The organism is Sphingopyxis sp. LARHCG72, from assembly GCF_052871675.1.
In genome coordinates this window covers 438,029-455,288 of sequence record NZ_JBIXJU010000003.1, presented here as the reverse complement: position 1 = coordinate 455,288, position 17,260 = coordinate 438,029, and the positions used below count along the sequence as shown (strand labels likewise).

The window sequence follows — 17,260 nt, the reverse complement described above, 5'->3', positions numbered from 1 at the left end:
TGTTCCTTATCGGGACAGTTTCGTGGCGGTGCGGTCCAAACTTATGTCAATACTAACATTATGTTCACCCTTTTCGAGCAATGGCTGAAGCTGACGCAATGGCTGTCGCCGCGGAGTTTCCGGACCGCGGCTCCCCTGACGGCTCGAAAGGTTGATGGATTATGGCTTCGTTCCCCTCGCTTCGCATCGCGCGCGCCGCGCTCGTTTCGGGCATCGCCGCGACCGCGCTGACGGGCTGCATGGGCGCCGGCGGCAAGGCGCCGCAGCTGCCCAGCGCAACCTTCGTCCAGAACCAGGAAGGGCCGGGCGAGGAATATGTTATCGGCCCGCTCGACGAGCTCCAGATCTTCGTGTGGCGCAACCCCGAACTCGGCGGCAAGGTCCAGGTGCGCCCCGACGGGCGGATCACGACGCCGCTGATCACCGACATGCCCGCGGTCGGCAAGACGCCGACGATGCTGCAACAGGATATCAAGCTCCAGCTCAGCCAGTATATCACCGATCCGATCGTCAGCGTGATCGTCACCAGCTTCAACAGCACCTTCTCGCAGCAGGTGCGCATCGTCGGCGCGACCGAAAAGCCCGCGTCGATTCCCTTCCGCGCCAACATGACCGTGCTCGATGCAATGATTGCAGTGGGCGGGCTGGGCGAATATGCCGCTGGAAACAAAGCGCGACTCGTCCGTTTCGACAAGGGTACCGGCAAGCAGCAGGAATTCGGGCTGCGGCTCAACGACCTGATCAAGCGCGGCGACATCAAGGCGAATGTGCGGCTGCAGCCCGGCGATGTGATCATCATCCCCGAAAGCATGTTCTGACCGAAGGCCGCCGACCAACCCACCTCCCGAGGATAGATTTCGACCGATGAACAGCCTTTACGACGAATTCCGGGTGGCGCTGCACAGCGTCTGGACACGCCGGTGGCTCGTGCTGGCGGTGGCGTGGGGCATCTGCATCCTCGGCTGGCTGGCGATCGCGTCGATCCCCAACCGCTATGACAGCCGCGCGCGCCTGCTCGTCGACATCAACGAAATCCTGCCCGACGAGGTACAGGGCGGGGGCGGGCGTCCGCAGCTCGACCAGATCCGCGAAACGCTGACGAGCGCGCGCAACCTCGAAAAGGTTGCGGCGACGACCGGCCTGCTCCCCGCGGGCGCGAACGAACGCGAAAAGGCCGGCGCGGTCGCGATGCTGCAAAAGAACATCAAGGTGATCCCGCAGCAGGACAATATCTTCGAGATCACCTCGAGCGTTGCGGTCGGCAGCCTGTCGGACGCCGACAATGCCAAGCTTGCTTCGGGCGTGCTCGACAGCCTGATCACCGTGTTTCGCGACGACCAGCTGCGCGGCGGCCGGATGAACGCGCGCGAGAGCCTCAAATTCCTCGACGCGCAGATCGCCGACCGCGAAAAGGCGCTCCGCGAGGTCGAAGCGCGCCGCGGCGCCTTCGAGGCACAGAATATCGGCATGATCCCGGGCGGCAGCGGTTCGCCCGCACAGCGCGTCGAAGCGGCGCGCGCCGAACTCAGCCAGCTCGATTCGCAGATCGTGTCGGCGCAGGCGCAGCTTGCGGCGGCGAACGGCCAGCTTGCCTCGACCCCGCAGTCGATCCCCGGCGGTGGTGGCGTCGGCGGCGGTGTTGCGCGCCAGCAGCTCGCGGGAGCGCAGAACGAGCTTTCGTCGATGCGCGCGCGCGGGCTGACCGACGCGCATCCCGACGTGATCGCGCTCAAGAGCCAGATAGCGTCGCTGAAAGCCATGGCCGATCGCGAAGGCACGGGCGGCGGCGGCGGGATGCAGAATCCGGCCTATGCCTCGCTTGCCGCGATGCGCGCCGAGCGCCAGGCAACGGTCAGCGCGCTGTCGGCGCGCAAGAGCCAGCTGATGGGCGATATCGCCAAGATCACCGCGCAGCAGATCCAGAACCCCGGCATCGCCGCCGAATATGACCGGATCAACGGCGAATATACCGCGTTCAAGGCGCAATATGACAAGCTGCTCGCCCAGCGCGAACAGGTTCGCCTGCGCGGCGATGTGCAGACCGAAACCGACGCGATCAAGATTGAACTGCTCGACCCGCCGTCGAAGCCGACCAGCCCCGCGGCGCCCAACCGGCCGCTGTTCCTGACGCTCGTGCTGCTTGCGGGCATCGGCGGCGGTGTCGGCGCGGCCTTTGGCCTGTCGCAGATACGCACCAGCTATTCGACCGCCGGCAAGCTCGAGCGCGCGAGCGGCCTGCCGGTCATCGGGTCGATCACCGAAGTCGTGACGCCCGAACGCCATCTCGACCGGCGCAAGAAACTCGTCTGGCTCGCGGGCGGCGGCGGCGCGCTCGTCGGCCTCTATGCCTTGCTGCTGGTCGCCGAATTTATCCAGCGCGGCATGGTGGCGTGACGGGGGACGATGACATGAACGACCAACGCAAAGTCAAGCGTCCGCCCTCGCTCCTCGAACGTGCGGCCGATATGTTCGGGCTCGATCCCGCGGCCAACGCGCCGACGATCGACATATCGAACCTGCCGCCCGAGCCCGAGAAAAAGGTCAAGAAGGCGAAGCCGGCCGAACCTGCTGTCGAGGCGTCGCAGCCCGAAGTTCTGGAACCCGTCGCCGAGGCCGCGCCCGCGGTCGAAGCGGCGCCTGCGCCAAAGCCTTCGCCGCGCAAGGATGTCGCCAAGGCCGCGCCCGCCATCGTGCCGACGCGGCAGGGAACGATCGACCGCGAACGCCTCGCGGCGCGCGGCATGATCGTGCCCGGCACGCCGGTCACCGGCATTTCCGAAGAATATCGCATCGTGAAGCGCGAGTTGATCCGCAATTTCGGCGGCACCGGCAATCGCCCGATCCTGCCGCGCGGCCACCGCGTTCTGATCGCATCGGCGAACCCCGGCGAGGGCAAGACCTTCTCGGCGGTCAACCTCGCGCTCAGCCTCGCGGTCGAGGCCGATCACGACGTGCTGCTGATCGACGCCGACATCGCGAAGCCGAGCGTGCTCGAAGCGCTGGGACTGGAAGACGGCCCCGGCCTGATGGACGCGCTCGCCGATCCGCACCTGCCGCTCGGCGACTGCCTGATCCAGACCGATATCCCGGGGCTGAAGGTGATGCCCGCCGGAACCGGGCATATGCACGATACCGAACTGCTCGCCTCGGCACGGACCGAGGCGCTCCTCGGCCAGCTCGAAGCGGGGGCGCCGGGGCGCATCCTCATTCTCGATTCGCCACCGGTGCTCGCGGCGTCGCCTGCGGCGGTGCTCGCGGGGCATGTCGGGCAGACGATCATGGTGGTGCGCGCTGACGAAACGCTCGAATCGGCGCTGCGCGACGCGATCGGCCTGATGGGCGCCTGCCCGCATATCCAGCTCTTGCTCAACGGCGTGAAATATTCGCCGGGCGGCCGCCGCTTCGGCACCTATTACGGACAGGGAGGCGCGTGATGCGCACCATGACCACCATGCGTCATGTCGGGACGGTGGCGGCCCTGCTGCTCGCCGGGACAGCGACGGGTGCGCACGCGCAGTTTTCGGGCGATCCCGGCGCGTCCGGCGCCGGCGATGCGCCCTCGGCGGGCGCCCCGGCGTCCGAACCCGGCCGCTCGGCGAAGCGCGCCGAAGGACGCCGCACGCAGCGGCAGGTCGATGTCAGCCCCTATCTGGAAATCGGGCAGGTGTTGACCGCCAACCTCAAGAATGGCGGCGACGTCTTGACCTATACGACCGTTGCGGCCGGGGTCGACGCCGCGATCGTCACGCGCCGCGCCGAACTGTCGGCGACGCTGCGTTACGAACATCAATTCGGTTGGGGCAGCCAGGGCGACACCGACGTCATCAGCGGCCTCGCCCGCGGCCGGCTGGAGGTCGCGCGCGGCCTCAATCTCGAAGCCGGCGCGCTCGCGACGCGGACCCGGGCGGACCGGCAAGGCGCCGACAGCGGCCTGTTCATCGGCGACGCCAGCAATGTCGCGAACCTCTATTCGGTCTACGCCGGCCCGACCTTTACGCGGCGTATCGGTGGCCTCGATTTCGGCGCCGGCTATCGCTTCGGCTATACCAAGGTCAATGTCGAAGAACCCGCGATCCTCGCGCCGGGTGCGCAGCCGCAGGATATTTTCGACAGCTCGACCAACCATGTCGCCTGGGCCAGCCTCGGCGCGCGGCCGGGCGACCTGCCGTTCGGCTGGCAGGTCTCGGGCGGTTACGAGCGCGAGGATGCGAGCCAGCTCGACCAGCGTTACGAGGGCAAATATGCCCGTGCCGACGTCACCGTGCCGATCGGCCCGACCGTCGCGCTGCTCGGCGGTGTCGGGTACGAGGATATCGAAATCGGCCAGCGCAATCCGCTGCTCGACGTCAATGGCGTCCCGGTGCGCGATGCGAACGGGCGTTTCGTCACCGACAAATCGAGCCCGCGCCAGCTCTCCTTCGACACCGACGGGCTGATCTGGGACGCGGGTGTGATGTGGCAGCCGAGCCGCCGCACCTCCCTTACGGCACGAGTCGGCCGCCGCTATGGCGACACCATCTACACCGGCAGCTTCGCCTATCGCGCCGACCATGCGACGACGATCCAGATCGGCGTCTATGACGGGCTGTCGAGCCTCGGCCGCGGCCTGTCGGGCGGGCTCGCGGCGCTGCCGACGCAGTTCGATCCGACGCGCAACCCGATCGGCGGCGGGGTCAATCCGTGCGTCTTCGGCCAGCAGGGCGGCGGCTGCCTCAGCAACCAGCTCGGCAATGCGACCTCGGCGCAATATCGCAGCCGCGGCGTACAGGCGACGCTGTCGTCGCGCTTCCGCGGCTGGAGCTATGGCGTCGGTGTCGGATACGACCAGCGCAAGCTGCTCGCGCCTTTGTTGTCGCCGATCGGCAGCCTCAACGGGACGAAGGACGACAGCTATTATCTGTTCGTCTCGGCGGGGCGCCAGCTTGACGTCGATTCGGATTTCAGCCTGTCGGGCTATCTCAATTATTACGACAATGGCGCGCCGGGGACGAGCGACGTCCAGTCGGCCGGGCTGTCGGCCGCCTATTCGCGACGCTTCTGGCGCAGCCTGACGGGGACCGCGGCGGCCAGCCTCAACGCCTTCGATCAGGAAGGCTTCAACAGTCAGCTTATCGGTTCAGCTTTGGTGGGACTGCGTTACAACTTCTGACCAGGCAACGGGAATAAAACGATGTACGATCAGTTCTATGGTTTCACCGGGCGTCCGTTCCAGCTGACGCCAGACCCGCATTTCTATTTCGAGAGCGGGACGCACCGCAAGGCGATGTCCTATCTCGGCTATGGTCTCGCGCAGGGCGAAGGCTTCATCGTCATCACCGGTGACGTCGGTGCGGGCAAGACGACGCTCGTCGGCCATCTGATGAACACGATCGACCCCAACCGCCTGACCGCGGTCAAGCTGGTGTCGACGCAGGTCGAGGGCGACGACCTCCTCCGCCTCGTCGCCGAACAGTTCGGCATCGAGTGGGAAGGGCAGAGCAAGGCCGAATTGCTGCGCTCGATGGAGCAATATCTTCGCGAACAGGCGCGCGCCGGAAAGCGCACGCTGCTGATCGTCGACGAGGGGCAGAATCTGGCGATCTCGGCGCTCGAAGAGCTGCGGATGTTGTCGAACTTCCAGCTCGGCGGCCATTCGCTGCTGCAAATCTTCCTGCTCGGCCAGCCCGAGTTCCGCCAGACGCTCTTCCACTCGCCGACGCTCGAACAGCTGCGCCAGCGGGTGATCGCGACGCACCACCTCGACCCGATGGAGCCTGAGGAAGTCGAACCCTATATCCTCCATCGCCTCGGCAAGGTCGGCTGGACGGGTAATCCCAGCTTCAGCTCCGACGCGTTCGAAGAAATCTTCGATTACAGTGAAGGCGTGCCGCGCAAATTGAACGTGCTTGTCAGCCGCCTGCTGCTTTACGGTGCGGTCGAGCAGATGAACCGCATCACGGCGCAGAATGTGCGCTCGGTCGTCGCCGAGATCGAGGCCGACCGCGGCATCGACGCGGCGACGCTCGCGCCGCTGCCGGTCGAGGAGGTCGTTGCGGCCGCAGCGACCGCCGTCGCGCCGACGCCCGCGCCTTTTTCGGCGCCGGCGCCCGCAAATGAAGCGCCGCTCGAATGGCCGCGCCGAGCAGCCGAACCCGTCGCCGACGGGCCGGCTCCCTTCGCGGCGCCCGCCGAAGCGGCGCGCGTCGTGACGCTGTCCGCGCCCGGTGCCGAAGAAGATATTCTCGAACTTGCGCCCGAAACGGTCGACGCGCCGGCGCCGGCCGCTCCGGCGGTCGACCCCGAACATCTCGCGGCGCTCGAGGCGCAGATCGCATCGCTCGAAGAACGCCTCGTCGAACAGGATGCGGCGCTGCGCCGCGTGCTCGACCTGCTGATCGAATGGGTCGAACGCGACCCGGACAATGCGCCCAATCCGGCGACGTCGCAGACTTGGGCGGCCTGACAAGCCGGTCCCGATCCGCTAGCCTGCCGATGAAGGTGAGGAAAAATGCAGAACGGCCTGTCGGTCGATGTCGAGGACTGGTTCCAGGTCGGCGCGTTTGAGCGCACGATCGACCGTGCCGACTGGCCGACGCTCGAATGCCGGGTCGAGGCGAATTGCGACGCGGTGCTGCAGATTTTTGCCGATGCCGGCGTAAAGGGTACTTTCTTCACGCTCGGCTGGGTCGCCGAACGTTATCCCGCGCTGATCGGACGTATCGTCGCGGCCGGGCATGAACTTGCGAGCCACGGTTACGATCACAAGCGCGTCTTCAACATGACCGCCGACGAATTCGCCGCCGACCTGAAAAAGGCACGCACGATTCTCGAGAATCTGGGTGGTGTGGCGATCCGCGGTTATCGCGCGCCGAGCTTCTCGGTCGATACGCGCACGCCATGGGCGCATGCGGTGCTCGCCGAACAGGGCTATGCCTATTCGTCGAGCGTCGCGCCGGTCGTGCACGATCATTATGGCTGGCCGCAAAGTCCGCGTCACGCATGGCGCCCGCTGCCCGACAGCGACCTCGTCGAATGGCCGGTCACGACCGCGCGTTTTGCCGGGCGGACGCTGGCGGCGGGCGGCGGCGGCTTCATGCGGATGCTGCCCTATGGCTTTACGCGCTGGGCGATCGCGCGGATGAATGCGGAAGGCCATCCGGCGATCCTCTATTTCCATCCGTGGGAAATCGACCCCGGCCAGCCGCGCGTCGCCGATGCGCCGATCAAGTCGAAAATACGCCATTACAGCGGCTTGTCGGCCATGGCTGGCAAGCTGAAGAAGCTGCTCACCGACTTTGAATGGACGCGCGCCGACGCCTTGCTCCCCGCGCAGCAGCAGCGGGCGCAGCCGTGGCGCGACGCGGCGTGAATGCGCCGACGCTTTCGATGAAGCATGGGTTTTCCGGTGCACCGCTGTCCGACGCGGGCGAATGGGACGCCTATGTGGCCGGACACCCGGACGCGACTCCCTTCCATAGCCGCGCGTGGTGCGAGGCGATCACTCGGGCCACCGGTCACCGCTGCCACCTCGCCACGGCGCGCGATGCCAGCGGAGTGCTGACAGGGATTCTCCCGCTCCACCATATCCGCTCGCCTCTGTTCGGTCAGGCGCTGGTCGCCAGCGGATTTGCGGTGGGCGGCGGCATCCTCGCCGACGATCCGGCGGTCGCCGCGACGCTGGCGCAGGGCGCGGCGGACATGGCGAAGTCGCTCGGGGTTCCCTCGGTCGAGTTGCGCGGCGGGCCTGTGCCCGACGGCGAGGGCTGGACCCGCGAGGAAGGCGTGTACGCGGGCTTCGCGCGCGACCTTGCCGCCGATGACGATGCCGAACTTCTCGCGATCCCGCGCAAGCAGCGCGCCGAGGTGCGCAAGGTTCTGGAGAGCGGGCTGACCGTGACAACGGGTCGCGACGCTATCGAACGCCGCGATCATTATCGCATCTATGCGACCAGCGTTCGCAATCTCGGCACGCCGGTGTTCCCCAAGGCGCTGTTCGACGCGGTGCTCGACGCCTTTGGCGACGATGCCGATATCCTGACCGTGCGCGACGACGGGCGGCCCGTCGCGAGCGTGCTCAGCCTTTTCTGGCGCGGCACGGTGATGCCCTATTGGGGCGGCGGCACCGCAGACGCGCGGCGGCTTCGTGCCAACGAACTGATGTATTTTGCCTTGATGCGCCACGCTCGTGCAAAAAGCTGCACGCGGTTCGATTTCGGCCGCTCGAAGGTCGGCACCGGCCCCTTCGCCTACAAGAAGAATTGGGGCTTCGAACCGCAGCCGCTCGTCTACGGCCGCTGGCTTGCTCCGGGCGAGGTCGCGCGAGACACCAACCCGAACAGCGCCAGATATCGCCTCCAGGTCGATCTCTGGAAGAAGCTGCCGCTGTGGGCGGCAAACCGGCTCGGCCCGCTGATCGCCCGCGGATTGGGATAGGCTTTGGGCTGATGGCCGAGATATTGTTCCTCGTTCACCGCGCGCCGTGGCCTCCCGACCGCGGCGACCGGATACGCAGCTGGCATATGTTCGAGGCGCTGGCGAAGCTCGCGCCGGTGCACGTCGCGGCGCTCGCCGACAATGATGCCGACGCCGCGCTCGCGCGCGACAAGATGGCACCGCTTTGCAAGAGCCTGGCGATCGAAGTGCGCAATGTGTCGCGCCCGTTGGCGCTGGCGCAGGCGGTGCTGAACCGTGAGCCTGTGTCGAACCGGCTGTTCCGCAATGCGGCGCTCGCGCGTCATGTCGACGCACTGATCGGGCAAGGCAGCGTTACCCATATCGTCGCTTTCTCAGGCCAGATGGCGCAATATCTGCCCGCCCGGTTCGACGGGCCGGTGCTGATGGACTTCGTCGACGTCGATTCGGCGAAGTTCGCGACCTATGCCGAGCAGGACGGGCGCCAGCCGCTGCACTGGGTGCACGCGCGCGAAGCCCGGCTACTCGGCGTCTGGGAGGCCGAGGTGGCGCGCCGCGCCGACGCCAGCCTGTTCGTCAGCGAGGCCGAGGCGGCGTTGTTTCGCAGCCGCAGCGGGCCGGGTTCCGGCAAGACCGGCAAGATATGCGCCGTCGAAAACGGCATCGACACCGACCGCTTCGATCCGGACCTCGCGCTCGATCCGGTGCGAACGGGCGAGGGGCCGCTCGCGGTCTTCACTGGCCAGATGGACTATCGTCCCAATATCGATGCGGTGCGATGGTTCGCGGCCGATATCCTGCCGCTGATCCGCCGGCGCCACCCGCAGGCGCGCTTTGCGATCGTCGGCCGCGCGCCGACCGATGAAGTGCGGGCGCTCGAAAGCTTGCCGGGCGTCATGGTGACCGGGGAGGTGCCCGACGTTCGCCCATGGCTCGCCGCCGCCGACGCGGTGGTCGCGCCGCTGCTGCTCGCCCGCGGGATACAGAATAAACTTCTCGAAGCGATGGCGATGGCGCGGCCCGTCGTCGCGAGCGCCGCCGCCGCGACGGGAATCGACGCCGTGCCGGGCGAACATTTGCGCGTCGCCGACAGCGTGGAAGAGATGGCGGACGCGGTGCGCGCGCTTTTCGACGACCCCGCCGGCGCGGCCGCGATGGGGCAGGCGGCGCGCGCGCGGATGATCGCGCGTTATGGCTGGGATGCCCGCCTCGCACCGCTCGGCGACTTGCTGGGACTGTCTGCATGACGGTCTGGCAACGCCACCTTGCCGCGCTCGCGCTGCTCTCCGCGGCCATCCTCGCGATCTTCTGGCGCGACGCCGCCGATATGGCCGGGATCTGGTGGCACAGCTCGACCTTCACCCACTGCCTGCTGATGGTGCCGATGATCGGTTGGTTGGTGTCGCAGCGGATCGCGTTGCTGCGTCCGCTGACCCCGGTCTTCTGGTGGCCTGCGCTGGTCTGGATGGCGGGGGCAGGGCTGGTGTGGCTCGTCGGCGAAGCCGCAGGGGTCGGCTTGTTCCGCCAACTCGGGCTCGCGCTGATGCTGCAGGGCGCGGTCGCGGCGACACTCGGCGAAAAGCTGGTGCGCGCGCTGTTGTTCCCGCTCGGCTATGCGCTGCTGCTCGTGCCGTTCGGCGAGGAACTGGTGCCGCTCCTCCAGACCTTCACCGCACACATCAGCGTCCTCCTCCTGCACCTGTCGGGCCTGTCGGCGGAAATGCAGGGGGTGTTCATCACGACGCGCGCGGGTTTCTTCGAGGTCGCCGAGGAATGTTCGGGGGTCAATTTCCTGATCGCGATGCTCGCCTATGCGGTGTTCGCGGCGCATCTCTGCTTCAAAAGCTGGACGCGCCGGATCGTCTTTGTCCTCGCCGCACTCGCGACGACGATCCTCGCCAATGCGCTGCGCGCCTATGGCACGATGGTCGCCGCCGAAATCTGGGGAATCGAGGCGGCGGGCGGGATCGACCATATCTTCTACGGCTGGATCTTCTTCGGGCTGGTGATCCTGATCGTCATGCTCGTCGCGCTGCGCTGGTTCGACCGGCCAGCGAATGATGTCGCGGTCGATGTGAGCGGGCTGGATGGAGTGCCGCGCTTCACAGGCCCGGCAAAGGCGGTGCTGCCTGCCGCACTCGTGCTTCCGCTGATCTTCGCGGAATGGGGGATGCTGATCGGCGGGCGCAGCGCGCCGCTTCCCGAAACCATGGTGGTCGAAGCACCGCCGGGCTGGCGCGATGCGCGCACGGGCGGCACCGTCTGGGCGCCGCGCTTCGACGGCGCCGACCAGCGGTTGCTGCGCCAGTTCGCCAACGACAAGGGGCAGGTGGTGACCGTCGCGATCGGCGGCTACGAACGCCAGGCCGAAGGGCGCGAGGTCGTCGCCTTCGGGCAGGGGGCGATCGATCTCGACAGCAAATGGGCGTGGAGCGCGGCGCTGCCGGCGGTCGAAGGAGCGCGAACCGAACGCCTGCTCCACCCCGGCCCGGTGCTGCGCGACGCCGCCACCTGGTATGTCGTCGGTGGCACCGTGACCGGCGATCCGCGCCGCGCGAAGCTCGCCGGGCTTCAGGCACGCTTGCTGGGCGGCGATCCGCGCGCGCTGTCCCTGATCGTATCGAGCGAGGCGCGTCAGGGCGGGATTAATGCGATCACCGATTTCCTTTCCGCGTCGGGCGGAGTCAACGCGATGGCTGACCGCGCGCTGAAAACGCGTTAAGAGCGCATCCTATATGTGCGGGATCGCTGGCATCTATCATCTGGAAACGGCGAAACCGGTCGACCCGGCACGCCTGCGCGCGATGCTTCAGCCGATGCAGCACCGCGGCCCCGACGGATCGGGCGAATGGACCGCACCCGGCGTCGGGCTCGGCCATCTGCGCCTGTCGATCATCGATATCGCGGGTAGCCCGCAGCCGATGGCGAGCGACGACGAACTCGTCACGCTCACCTACAACGGCGAAATCTATAATTTCCGCGAGCTGCGTGCCGAACTCGAAGACCGCGGGCACCGGTTCCGTACCAGCGGCGATACCGAAGTCATTATCGCGGCATGGCGCCAATGGGGCCCCGACTGCCTGTCGCGGCTCAACGGCATGTTCGCCTTCGCGATCCACGACCACCAGCGCGGATGCCTGTTCCTCGCGCGCGACCGGCTGGGGGTAAAGCCGCTTCACTATGTCCGCCTGTCCGACGGATCGGTGGCCTTCGCGTCGGAGCTGAAGGGGCTGCTGCGCAATCCGCTGTTGCGGCAGGAAGCCAATCTCACCGCGATCGAGGATTTCCTCGCCTTCGGCTATGTTCCCGACGACAATTGCATCGTTGCGGGCGTTCAGAAGCTGCCCGCCGGCCATTACCTGATGCTCGAACGCGGCAAGCCCGTCCCCGCACCGACGCGCTGGTGGGCGCCCGACTTCTCGAAGCGGATTCGCGCGAGCGAAGGCGAGGCGGCCGAGCATCTGGTCCACCTGATGCGCGCTGCTGTGACCGACCGGATGGTCGCGGACGTGCCGCTCGGCGCCTTCCTGTCGGGCGGGGTCGATTCGAGCGCGGTCGTTGCGCTGATGGCGGAGGCGAGCGCGAAGGCGGTCAAGACCTGCACGATCGGTTTCGATCAGGCGGCGCTCGACGAGACCGCTTACGCCCAGCAGATCGCCGAGCGTTTCGCGACCGATCACCGCACGCGCACCGTGTCGTCGGGCGACTTTGCGCTCGTCGACCGGATTGCCGACATGTTCGACGAACCCTTTGCCGACGCGAGCGCGCTGCCGACGTACCGCGTGTGCGAACTCGCGCGCGAAGAGGTGACCGTTGCGCTGTCGGGCGATGGCGCCGACGAGGCTTTCGCAGGATATCGCCGCCTGGTGTTCCAGCATCAGGAAGAGAAACTGCGCGGACTGATCCCGGGCTTCCTGCGCCGCGGCGTGCTTGGACCGCTTTCGCACGTCTGGCCGCAGATGGATTGGGCGCCGCGCCCGCTGCGCGCGCGCGCGACGCTCGCCAGCCTCTCGAAAAGCGGTGCGGAGGGTTATGCCGAGGCGGTGGGCGTAACCGGGCTCCAGCAACGCTCGCGCCTGTTCAACGACGCCGCACACCATGCGCTCGGCGATCATGTCGCCGAGACGCGATACTGGAAGGCGATGGCGGAGGCGCCGGCGCGCGAACCGCTCGACCGCGCGCAATATGCCGACCTGATGATCTGGCTGCCCGGCGACATCCTGACCAAGACCGACCGGATGAGCATGGCGGTCAGCCTCGAAGCGCGCGAACCGCTTCTCGACTATCGCCTGATCGAATTCGCCGCGTCGCTGCCCGCGTCGATGCGGGTGAAGGGCAGCACCGGCAAGGCGATCATGAAGCAGGCGATGGAACGCTATCTGCCGCACGACATCCTGTATCGTCCGAAGATGGGGTTCGTGACGCCCGTATCGCACTGGTTCCGTGGGCCTTTGATCGAACAGGCGAAGGCATTGGCGAGTTCTTCGACGCTTGCGCGCTCGGGTTGGTTCGACATGGCGGAAATCGAACGGATCGTCGCGGCGCACCAGTCGGGGCGCCGCGATCATGGCCGCCTGATCTGGCAATTCTTCATGCTCGAAAAGTCGCTGGCGAAACTGTTCGGGATCTAGATTCTCTTCTTCGTACAGGCGCAGGGGCCATGCGAATCGCCACGCCATCTTAACGCTTGGCTGCTAGGCTCGCTTCCGATGACGGTGCATCCCGCCTTTCCGATCGACAGTGTCGAAGCCGCGCCGCTCGCCGTGCGCGTCGTCGATCCGCTGTCGCTTTCGGACGATCTCGCCGCCGCGTGGGACCGGCTGGCCGGCGAGGCGAGCGAACCCAATCCCTTTGCCGAGCGCTGGTGCCTGCAATCGGCGCTGCACCTGCTCGATCCCGAACGGAGCGCGCGGCTGGTGCTGGTGCAGGGCGGCAGCGACGGGCCGCTGATCGGCATCATGCCGGTCGCGCCCGCGGCGCATTATGGCCGCCTGCCGCTGCGTCATGTGACCGGCTGGGCGCACCCCAATCACTTCCACGGCGCGCCGCTGGTGCGCGCGGGTTTCGAAAGCCTCTTCTGGTCGATCCTGCTCGGCTGGTGCGATGCCGCGCCATGGGCGCACACGCTGGTGCAGGCGCCGCGATTGACCGAGGACGGGCCGCTCCACCGCGCGCTGGAGGGCGTCGCGCGGGCGCGTGGCGGCGAGGCCGTGGCGGTGCACCGCGAGGAGCGCGCACTGCTGGAGAGTGCGTCGTCGCCGGAGGAATATTGGGATGCCGCGGTGCGTGCGAAGAAGCGCAAGGAGCTGCGTCGCCAGGCGAACCGGCTGGCCGAGCAAGGCGCGGTGTGCTTTCGCCGCTGGCATCCGGGCGAGGCGATCGACGGCTGGATCGATGCCTTTCTCGATCTTGAGGTACGCGGCTGGAAAGGGCGCGCCGGATCGGCGCTCGCGAGCCACAGCGACACCGGGGCGTGGTTCCGCGCGATCCTGACGGGCGCTGCCGAGGCGGGCAAGCTCGACATGCGCGCGCTCGACCTCGACGACCGCCCGCTCGCGATGCTGATCAACTTCCTCTGCCCGCCGGGCGGCTTTTCGTTCAAGACCGCGTTCGACGAGGATTTCGCGCGCTTCTCGCCCGGCGTGCTGCTGCAACAGGCGAACCTCGACCTGCTCGAGGACCCGCGCATCGACTGGGTCGACAGTTGTGCTGCGCCCGGCCACCCGATGATCGACAGCGTGTGGCGCGAGCGGCGCGCGCTCGTCTGGGTCAATGTCGCCCTGTCGGCGCCGTCCGACCGGTTGCGGTTCGCGATGCTGACGCGGGCCGAGCGCGTCTGGCGGCGCTGGAAGGGTGCTGCGACGCCCGAAAATCAAGTAGAAGGCCTGTCATGACCGCGCACCAGCCGATCGCCCGACCCGTATTCCCCGCCGAGACGCTCGAACGGATGGCCGCGCTCTACCCGTTGCAGGCGGGGCTACTCCATCATCATCTGCCCGATCATCCGCTGCTGTCGCTCGAAGCTCTGGCGCAGCTCGGCGAAAGCCTGCCCGCGAGCGAGGTCGAATATAATCCGGGCAATGTTCCCATCGGCATCCGCCCTGAAGATATCCCGTCGAACGGCCTCTCGATCGGCGAGACGATCCGCACGATCGACAGCAACGGCAGCTGGGCGGTGCTCAAGAATATCGAGAATGTGGGTGCCTATCGCACTTTGCTGATGGACCTGCTCGGCGAACTGGAACCCGTCGTCACGCCGCGCACGGGCGGGATGCTGACGCCGCAGGGCTTTGTCTTCATCTCGTCGCCCGGGTCGATCACGCCATTCCACTTCGATCCCGAGCACAACATCCTGCTGCAACTGCGCGGGACGAAGGTGATGAACGTGTGGCCCGCGGGCGACGAACGCTTTGCCGACCGCCGCGAGCATGAGCGCTATCACGCGGGCGGCCACCGCAACCTGCCCTGGCAGGACGCCTATCGCGACGCCGCGCAGCAGGTGCCGCTCGGTCCCGGCGATGCGGTGCTGATGCCGGTGATGGCGCCGCATTTTGTCGCCAACGGCGATGCGCCGTCGATTTCGCTGTCGATCACCTGGCGCAGCGAATGGAGCTATCGCGAGTCCGAAGCCCATGCCGCCAATGCGGCGTTGCGCCGCGTGGGTCTCGACCCTGCCATGCCGCCACGCTGGCCAAGCTATGCGTGGTTCCGGTCGATGGGCTGGCGCGTCGCGCGCAAGCTCAAACTCGTATCGTAAACGGGCTTCGACAAAGGCGGCGCCCGCCCGTTCCAAAACAGATGACAGATTGCTTTCAATTGGCGCAAATTGCGGTTATGGGCGCGCATCCTTGAATTTCGAGCCCATAGAGGACTGATGGCGAAAGAAGAACTTCTGGAAATGCGCGGCCAAGTGGTCGAACTGCTGCCCAACGCGATGTTTCGCGTCAAACTGGAAAACGACCACGAAATTCTCGGCCACACGGCCGGCAAGATGCGCAAGAACCGCATCCGTGTGCTCGTCGGCGACGAAGTGCTCGTCGAACTGACCCCCTATGACCTGACCAAGGGTCGGATCACCTATCGCTTCAAGTGAGCGGCGCGGCGACATCCCCCGCGCTGGTACTGGCATCGACCTCGCCGCGCCGGCGCGAATTGCTGGCGCGGATAGGCCTTGTGCCGACCCGCATCGCGGCCCCTGAAATCGACGAAACGCCGCTGAAGGGCGAGCTTCCGCGCGACTATGTTGCCCGGCTTGCCGAGGGCAAGGCGCTTGCGGTCGCGCGCGGGGCGGACGAGGTTGTGCTGGCGGGCGATACCACCGTCGCGGTTGGTCGCCGTATCCTCGAAAAGCCCGCCGACGAGGCCGATCTGCGCCGGATGCTCGGCTTGCTGTCCGGCCGCCGGCATCATGTCTATTCGGGGCTGTGCGTCGTCGGAACCGACGGCAAGCCGCGCGTGCGCGTCGTCGATACGATCGTCGCCTTCAAGGCGCTGAGCGCCGCCGAGATCGACTGGTATGTCGAAAGCGGCGAGGGGATGGGCAAGGCCGGCGGCTATGCTATCCAGGGGCGCGCCGAAACCTTTGTCCGCTTCCTGTCGGGCAGCCATTCGAACGTCGTCGGGCTACCGCTGTTCGAGACGCGGGCGCTGCTCTCGAGCGCCGGAATCGCGCTTGGCTGAGTGGCTTTACGAAGCCGGAATCGGCGAGGCGCGGGCCGCGCTGGTCGAGGACGGCGAGATTGTCGAAGCGCGGATCGAGCGCGAAGGCGAGGGACCGCGCCCCGGCGCCATCCTCCATGCCCGGCTCGTCGAGGCCGGGCGCGGCGGCAAGGGCGCGCTGGTTGCGCTCGACTGGCCCGGCGCGCCGCACGCGACTGTCACCGAAATCCCGAAAGCGACGTCCATCGGCGCATCGCTGCTGGTCGAGATCACCCGCATGGCGCTGCGCGAGCGGGCACGCGACAAGCCTGCACGCGCGCGCCTTGCCGAGCCGGGTACTGTAGTCGCTTCCGGCCCCGACCTGCGCATGCGCATTGCCGCCACCGGTACGGCCGTCGTCGACCTGCGGCCGACCGATCCCGACCGCCTCGAACAGGCGGGGTGGAGCGAATTGATCGATTGCGTTCGCACCGGGCACTGGCCCTTCGCGGGCGGCGCGTTGTGGGTCGATGCGACCCCCGCGATGGTGCTGATTGACATCGACGGCGAGGGCGATGCACTGACGCTGGCAAAAGCGGGCGCAGATGCTGCGGCCGCCGTGATCCGCCGCTGCGATATCGGCGGATCGATCGCGATCGACTTTCCTTCGCTGCCCGACCGCGCGGGTCGGCAGGCGGTCGATGCGGCGGTCGACGCCGCGCTGGCCGCGCCGTTCGAGCGCACGGCGGTCAATGGCTTCGGGCTGATGCAGATCATCCGCCGCCGCGAGCGCCCTTCGCTGATCGAGCAGGTCCGTCTGGATCCCGTTGCAACCGACGCGGCACTGCTGCTGCGCCAGGCGGAACGCGCGGTCGGGACGGGCGTATTGACGCTAACCGCGCGGGGCGGCGTGGTCGACCATGTCGCAGCGCACCCCGATTGGGTGGAAGCGCTCCAAAATCGCACCGGCCGCGCGGTTCGCCTCGCGGCCGATCCCGCCATCAAAGGAGCAGGCCATGCCCAGTAAATCGCCGCGCTGCCCGCTTTGCGGCAACCCGCGCGTCCCCGAATTCAAGCCTTTTTGCAGCCGGGGCTGCCGCGACCGCGACCTTTTGACCTGGTTCGGCGAAGGCTATCGCGTGCCCGTCGACCAGGCGCCCGACGGCACCGCGGACGACGATCGTTTCGACGACGGATGATGTCCGGAAAGAGGGCGAAGAAAGGTGCTGGA

16 protein-coding genes are annotated in these 17,260 nt (G+C 67.2%); all 16 read left to right on the top strand.

Annotation, left to right across the window (positions count from 1 at the left end; all coding sequences use genetic code 11):
• The first annotated feature begins 161 nt into the window (after window positions 1-161).
• The 16 genes from ACIPPQ_RS09830 (at window position 162) to ACIPPQ_RS09755 (ending at window position 17,228) form a co-directional block, all read left to right on the top strand.
• Complete coding sequence (locus ACIPPQ_RS09830) at window positions 162-818, top strand: XrtA/PEP-CTERM system exopolysaccharide export protein (protein WP_446543919.1); 657 nt, start codon at window positions 162-164, stop codon at window positions 816-818.
• A gap of 46 nt (window positions 819-864) precedes the next feature.
• Window positions 865-2,394, top strand: a complete 1,530-nt coding sequence (locus ACIPPQ_RS09825) for an XrtA system polysaccharide chain length determinant (protein WP_446543918.1) — start codon at window positions 865-867, stop codon at window positions 2,392-2,394.
• 14 nt (window positions 2,395-2,408) lie between these two features.
• On the top strand, window positions 2,409-3,434 hold the full coding sequence (locus ACIPPQ_RS09820; protein ID WP_446543917.1) for a P-loop NTPase: 1,026 nt from the start codon (window positions 2,409-2,411) through the stop codon (window positions 3,432-3,434).
• The gene (locus ACIPPQ_RS09815) at window positions 3,434-5,149 is read left to right on the top strand and encodes a hypothetical protein (protein ID WP_446543916.1); all 1,716 of its coding nucleotides are present in this window, start codon (window positions 3,434-3,436) and stop codon (window positions 5,147-5,149) included. The genes ACIPPQ_RS09820 and ACIPPQ_RS09815 overlap by 1 nt, the downstream gene beginning before the upstream one ends.
• Before the next feature lie 21 nt (window positions 5,150-5,170).
• Complete coding sequence (locus ACIPPQ_RS09810; protein ID WP_446543915.1) at window positions 5,171-6,442, top strand: XrtA/PEP-CTERM system-associated ATPase; 1,272 nt, start codon at window positions 5,171-5,173, stop codon at window positions 6,440-6,442.
• 45 nt (window positions 6,443-6,487) lie between these two features.
• Complete coding sequence (locus ACIPPQ_RS09805; RefSeq protein ID WP_446543914.1) at window positions 6,488-7,348, top strand: XrtA system polysaccharide deacetylase; 861 nt, start codon at window positions 6,488-6,490, stop codon at window positions 7,346-7,348.
• Between the two features lie 17 nt (window positions 7,349-7,365).
• On the top strand, window positions 7,366-8,412 hold the full coding sequence (locus ACIPPQ_RS09800) for a FemAB family XrtA/PEP-CTERM system-associated protein (RefSeq protein ID WP_446543981.1): 1,047 nt from the start codon (window positions 7,366-7,368) through the stop codon (window positions 8,410-8,412).
• A gap of 11 nt (window positions 8,413-8,423) precedes the next feature.
• Entirely contained in the window at window positions 8,424-9,638 is a 1,215-nt protein-coding gene (locus ACIPPQ_RS09795) for a TIGR03087 family PEP-CTERM/XrtA system glycosyltransferase (RefSeq protein WP_446543913.1), read from the top strand.
• On the top strand, window positions 9,635-11,113 hold the full coding sequence (gene xrtA / locus ACIPPQ_RS09790) for an exosortase A (RefSeq protein WP_446543912.1): 1,479 nt from the start codon (window positions 9,635-9,637) through the stop codon (window positions 11,111-11,113). The genes ACIPPQ_RS09795 and xrtA overlap by 4 nt, the downstream gene beginning before the upstream one ends.
• Window positions 11,114-11,126: 13 nt before the next feature.
• On the top strand, window positions 11,127-13,022 hold the full coding sequence (locus ACIPPQ_RS09785) for an XrtA/PEP-CTERM system amidotransferase (protein WP_446543911.1): 1,896 nt from the start codon (window positions 11,127-11,129) through the stop codon (window positions 13,020-13,022).
• Window positions 13,023-13,100: 78 nt separating this feature from the next.
• The gene (locus tag ACIPPQ_RS09780) at window positions 13,101-14,285 is read left to right on the top strand and encodes a GNAT family N-acetyltransferase (RefSeq protein ID WP_446543910.1); all 1,185 of its coding nucleotides are present in this window, start codon (window positions 13,101-13,103) and stop codon (window positions 14,283-14,285) included.
• Window positions 14,282-15,148, top strand: coding sequence for a cupin-like domain-containing protein (locus ACIPPQ_RS09775; RefSeq protein ID WP_446543909.1), 867 nt, complete (start codon window positions 14,282-14,284; stop codon window positions 15,146-15,148). Before ACIPPQ_RS09780 ends, ACIPPQ_RS09775 begins: the two co-directional genes overlap by 4 nt.
• A 117-nt stretch (window positions 15,149-15,265) precedes the next feature.
• Entirely contained in the window at window positions 15,266-15,484 is a 219-nt protein-coding gene (gene infA, locus ACIPPQ_RS09770) for a translation initiation factor IF-1 (RefSeq protein ID WP_010162480.1), read from the top strand.
• Window positions 15,481-16,071 (top strand): Maf family protein, encoded by a 591-nt coding sequence (locus ACIPPQ_RS09765; protein WP_446543908.1) that lies wholly within the window; start codon window positions 15,481-15,483, stop codon window positions 16,069-16,071. The genes infA and ACIPPQ_RS09765 overlap by 4 nt, the downstream gene beginning before the upstream one ends.
• On the top strand, window positions 16,064-17,056 hold the full coding sequence (locus tag ACIPPQ_RS09760; protein WP_446543907.1) for a ribonuclease E/G: 993 nt from the start codon (window positions 16,064-16,066) through the stop codon (window positions 17,054-17,056). Before ACIPPQ_RS09765 ends, ACIPPQ_RS09760 begins: the two co-directional genes overlap by 8 nt.
• Window positions 17,046-17,228 carry a DNA gyrase inhibitor YacG gene (locus tag ACIPPQ_RS09755; RefSeq protein WP_327457523.1) on the top strand — a complete coding sequence of 61 codons (183 nt, stop codon included), beginning with the start codon at window positions 17,046-17,048 and terminating at the stop codon, window positions 17,226-17,228. The genes ACIPPQ_RS09760 and ACIPPQ_RS09755 overlap by 11 nt, the downstream gene beginning before the upstream one ends.
• Window positions 17,229-17,260 lie beyond the last annotated feature (32 nt).

Coding starts and splice junctions, on each gene's coding strand:
- ACIPPQ_RS09775 (WP_446543909.1), top strand. CDS start 14,282: ATGACCGCGCACCAGCCGATCGCCCGACCCGTATTCCCCGCCGAGACG.
- ACIPPQ_RS09805 (WP_446543914.1), top strand. CDS start 6,488: ATGCAGAACGGCCTGTCGGTCGATGTCGAGGACTGGTTCCAGGTCGGC.
- xrtA (WP_446543912.1), top strand. CDS start 9,635: ATGACGGTCTGGCAACGCCACCTTGCCGCGCTCGCGCTGCTCTCCGCG.
- ACIPPQ_RS09795 (WP_446543913.1), top strand. CDS start 8,424: ATGGCCGAGATATTGTTCCTCGTTCACCGCGCGCCGTGGCCTCCCGAC.
- ACIPPQ_RS09810 (WP_446543915.1), top strand. CDS start 5,171: ATGTACGATCAGTTCTATGGTTTCACCGGGCGTCCGTTCCAGCTGACG.
- ACIPPQ_RS09830 (WP_446543919.1), top strand. CDS start 162: ATGGCTTCGTTCCCCTCGCTTCGCATCGCGCGCGCCGCGCTCGTTTCG.
- ACIPPQ_RS09825 (WP_446543918.1), top strand. CDS start 865: ATGAACAGCCTTTACGACGAATTCCGGGTGGCGCTGCACAGCGTCTGG.
- infA (WP_010162480.1), top strand. CDS start 15,266: ATGGCGAAAGAAGAACTTCTGGAAATGCGCGGCCAAGTGGTCGAACTG.
- ACIPPQ_RS09755 (WP_327457523.1), top strand. CDS start 17,046: ATGCCCAGTAAATCGCCGCGCTGCCCGCTTTGCGGCAACCCGCGCGTC.
- ACIPPQ_RS09780 (WP_446543910.1), top strand. CDS start 13,101: ATGACGGTGCATCCCGCCTTTCCGATCGACAGTGTCGAAGCCGCGCCG.
- ACIPPQ_RS09785 (WP_446543911.1), top strand. CDS start 11,127: ATGTGCGGGATCGCTGGCATCTATCATCTGGAAACGGCGAAACCGGTC.
- ACIPPQ_RS09815 (WP_446543916.1), top strand. CDS start 3,434: ATGCGCACCATGACCACCATGCGTCATGTCGGGACGGTGGCGGCCCTG.
- ACIPPQ_RS09800 (WP_446543981.1), top strand. CDS start 7,366: ATGAAGCATGGGTTTTCCGGTGCACCGCTGTCCGACGCGGGCGAATGG.
- ACIPPQ_RS09820 (WP_446543917.1), top strand. CDS start 2,409: ATGAACGACCAACGCAAAGTCAAGCGTCCGCCCTCGCTCCTCGAACGT.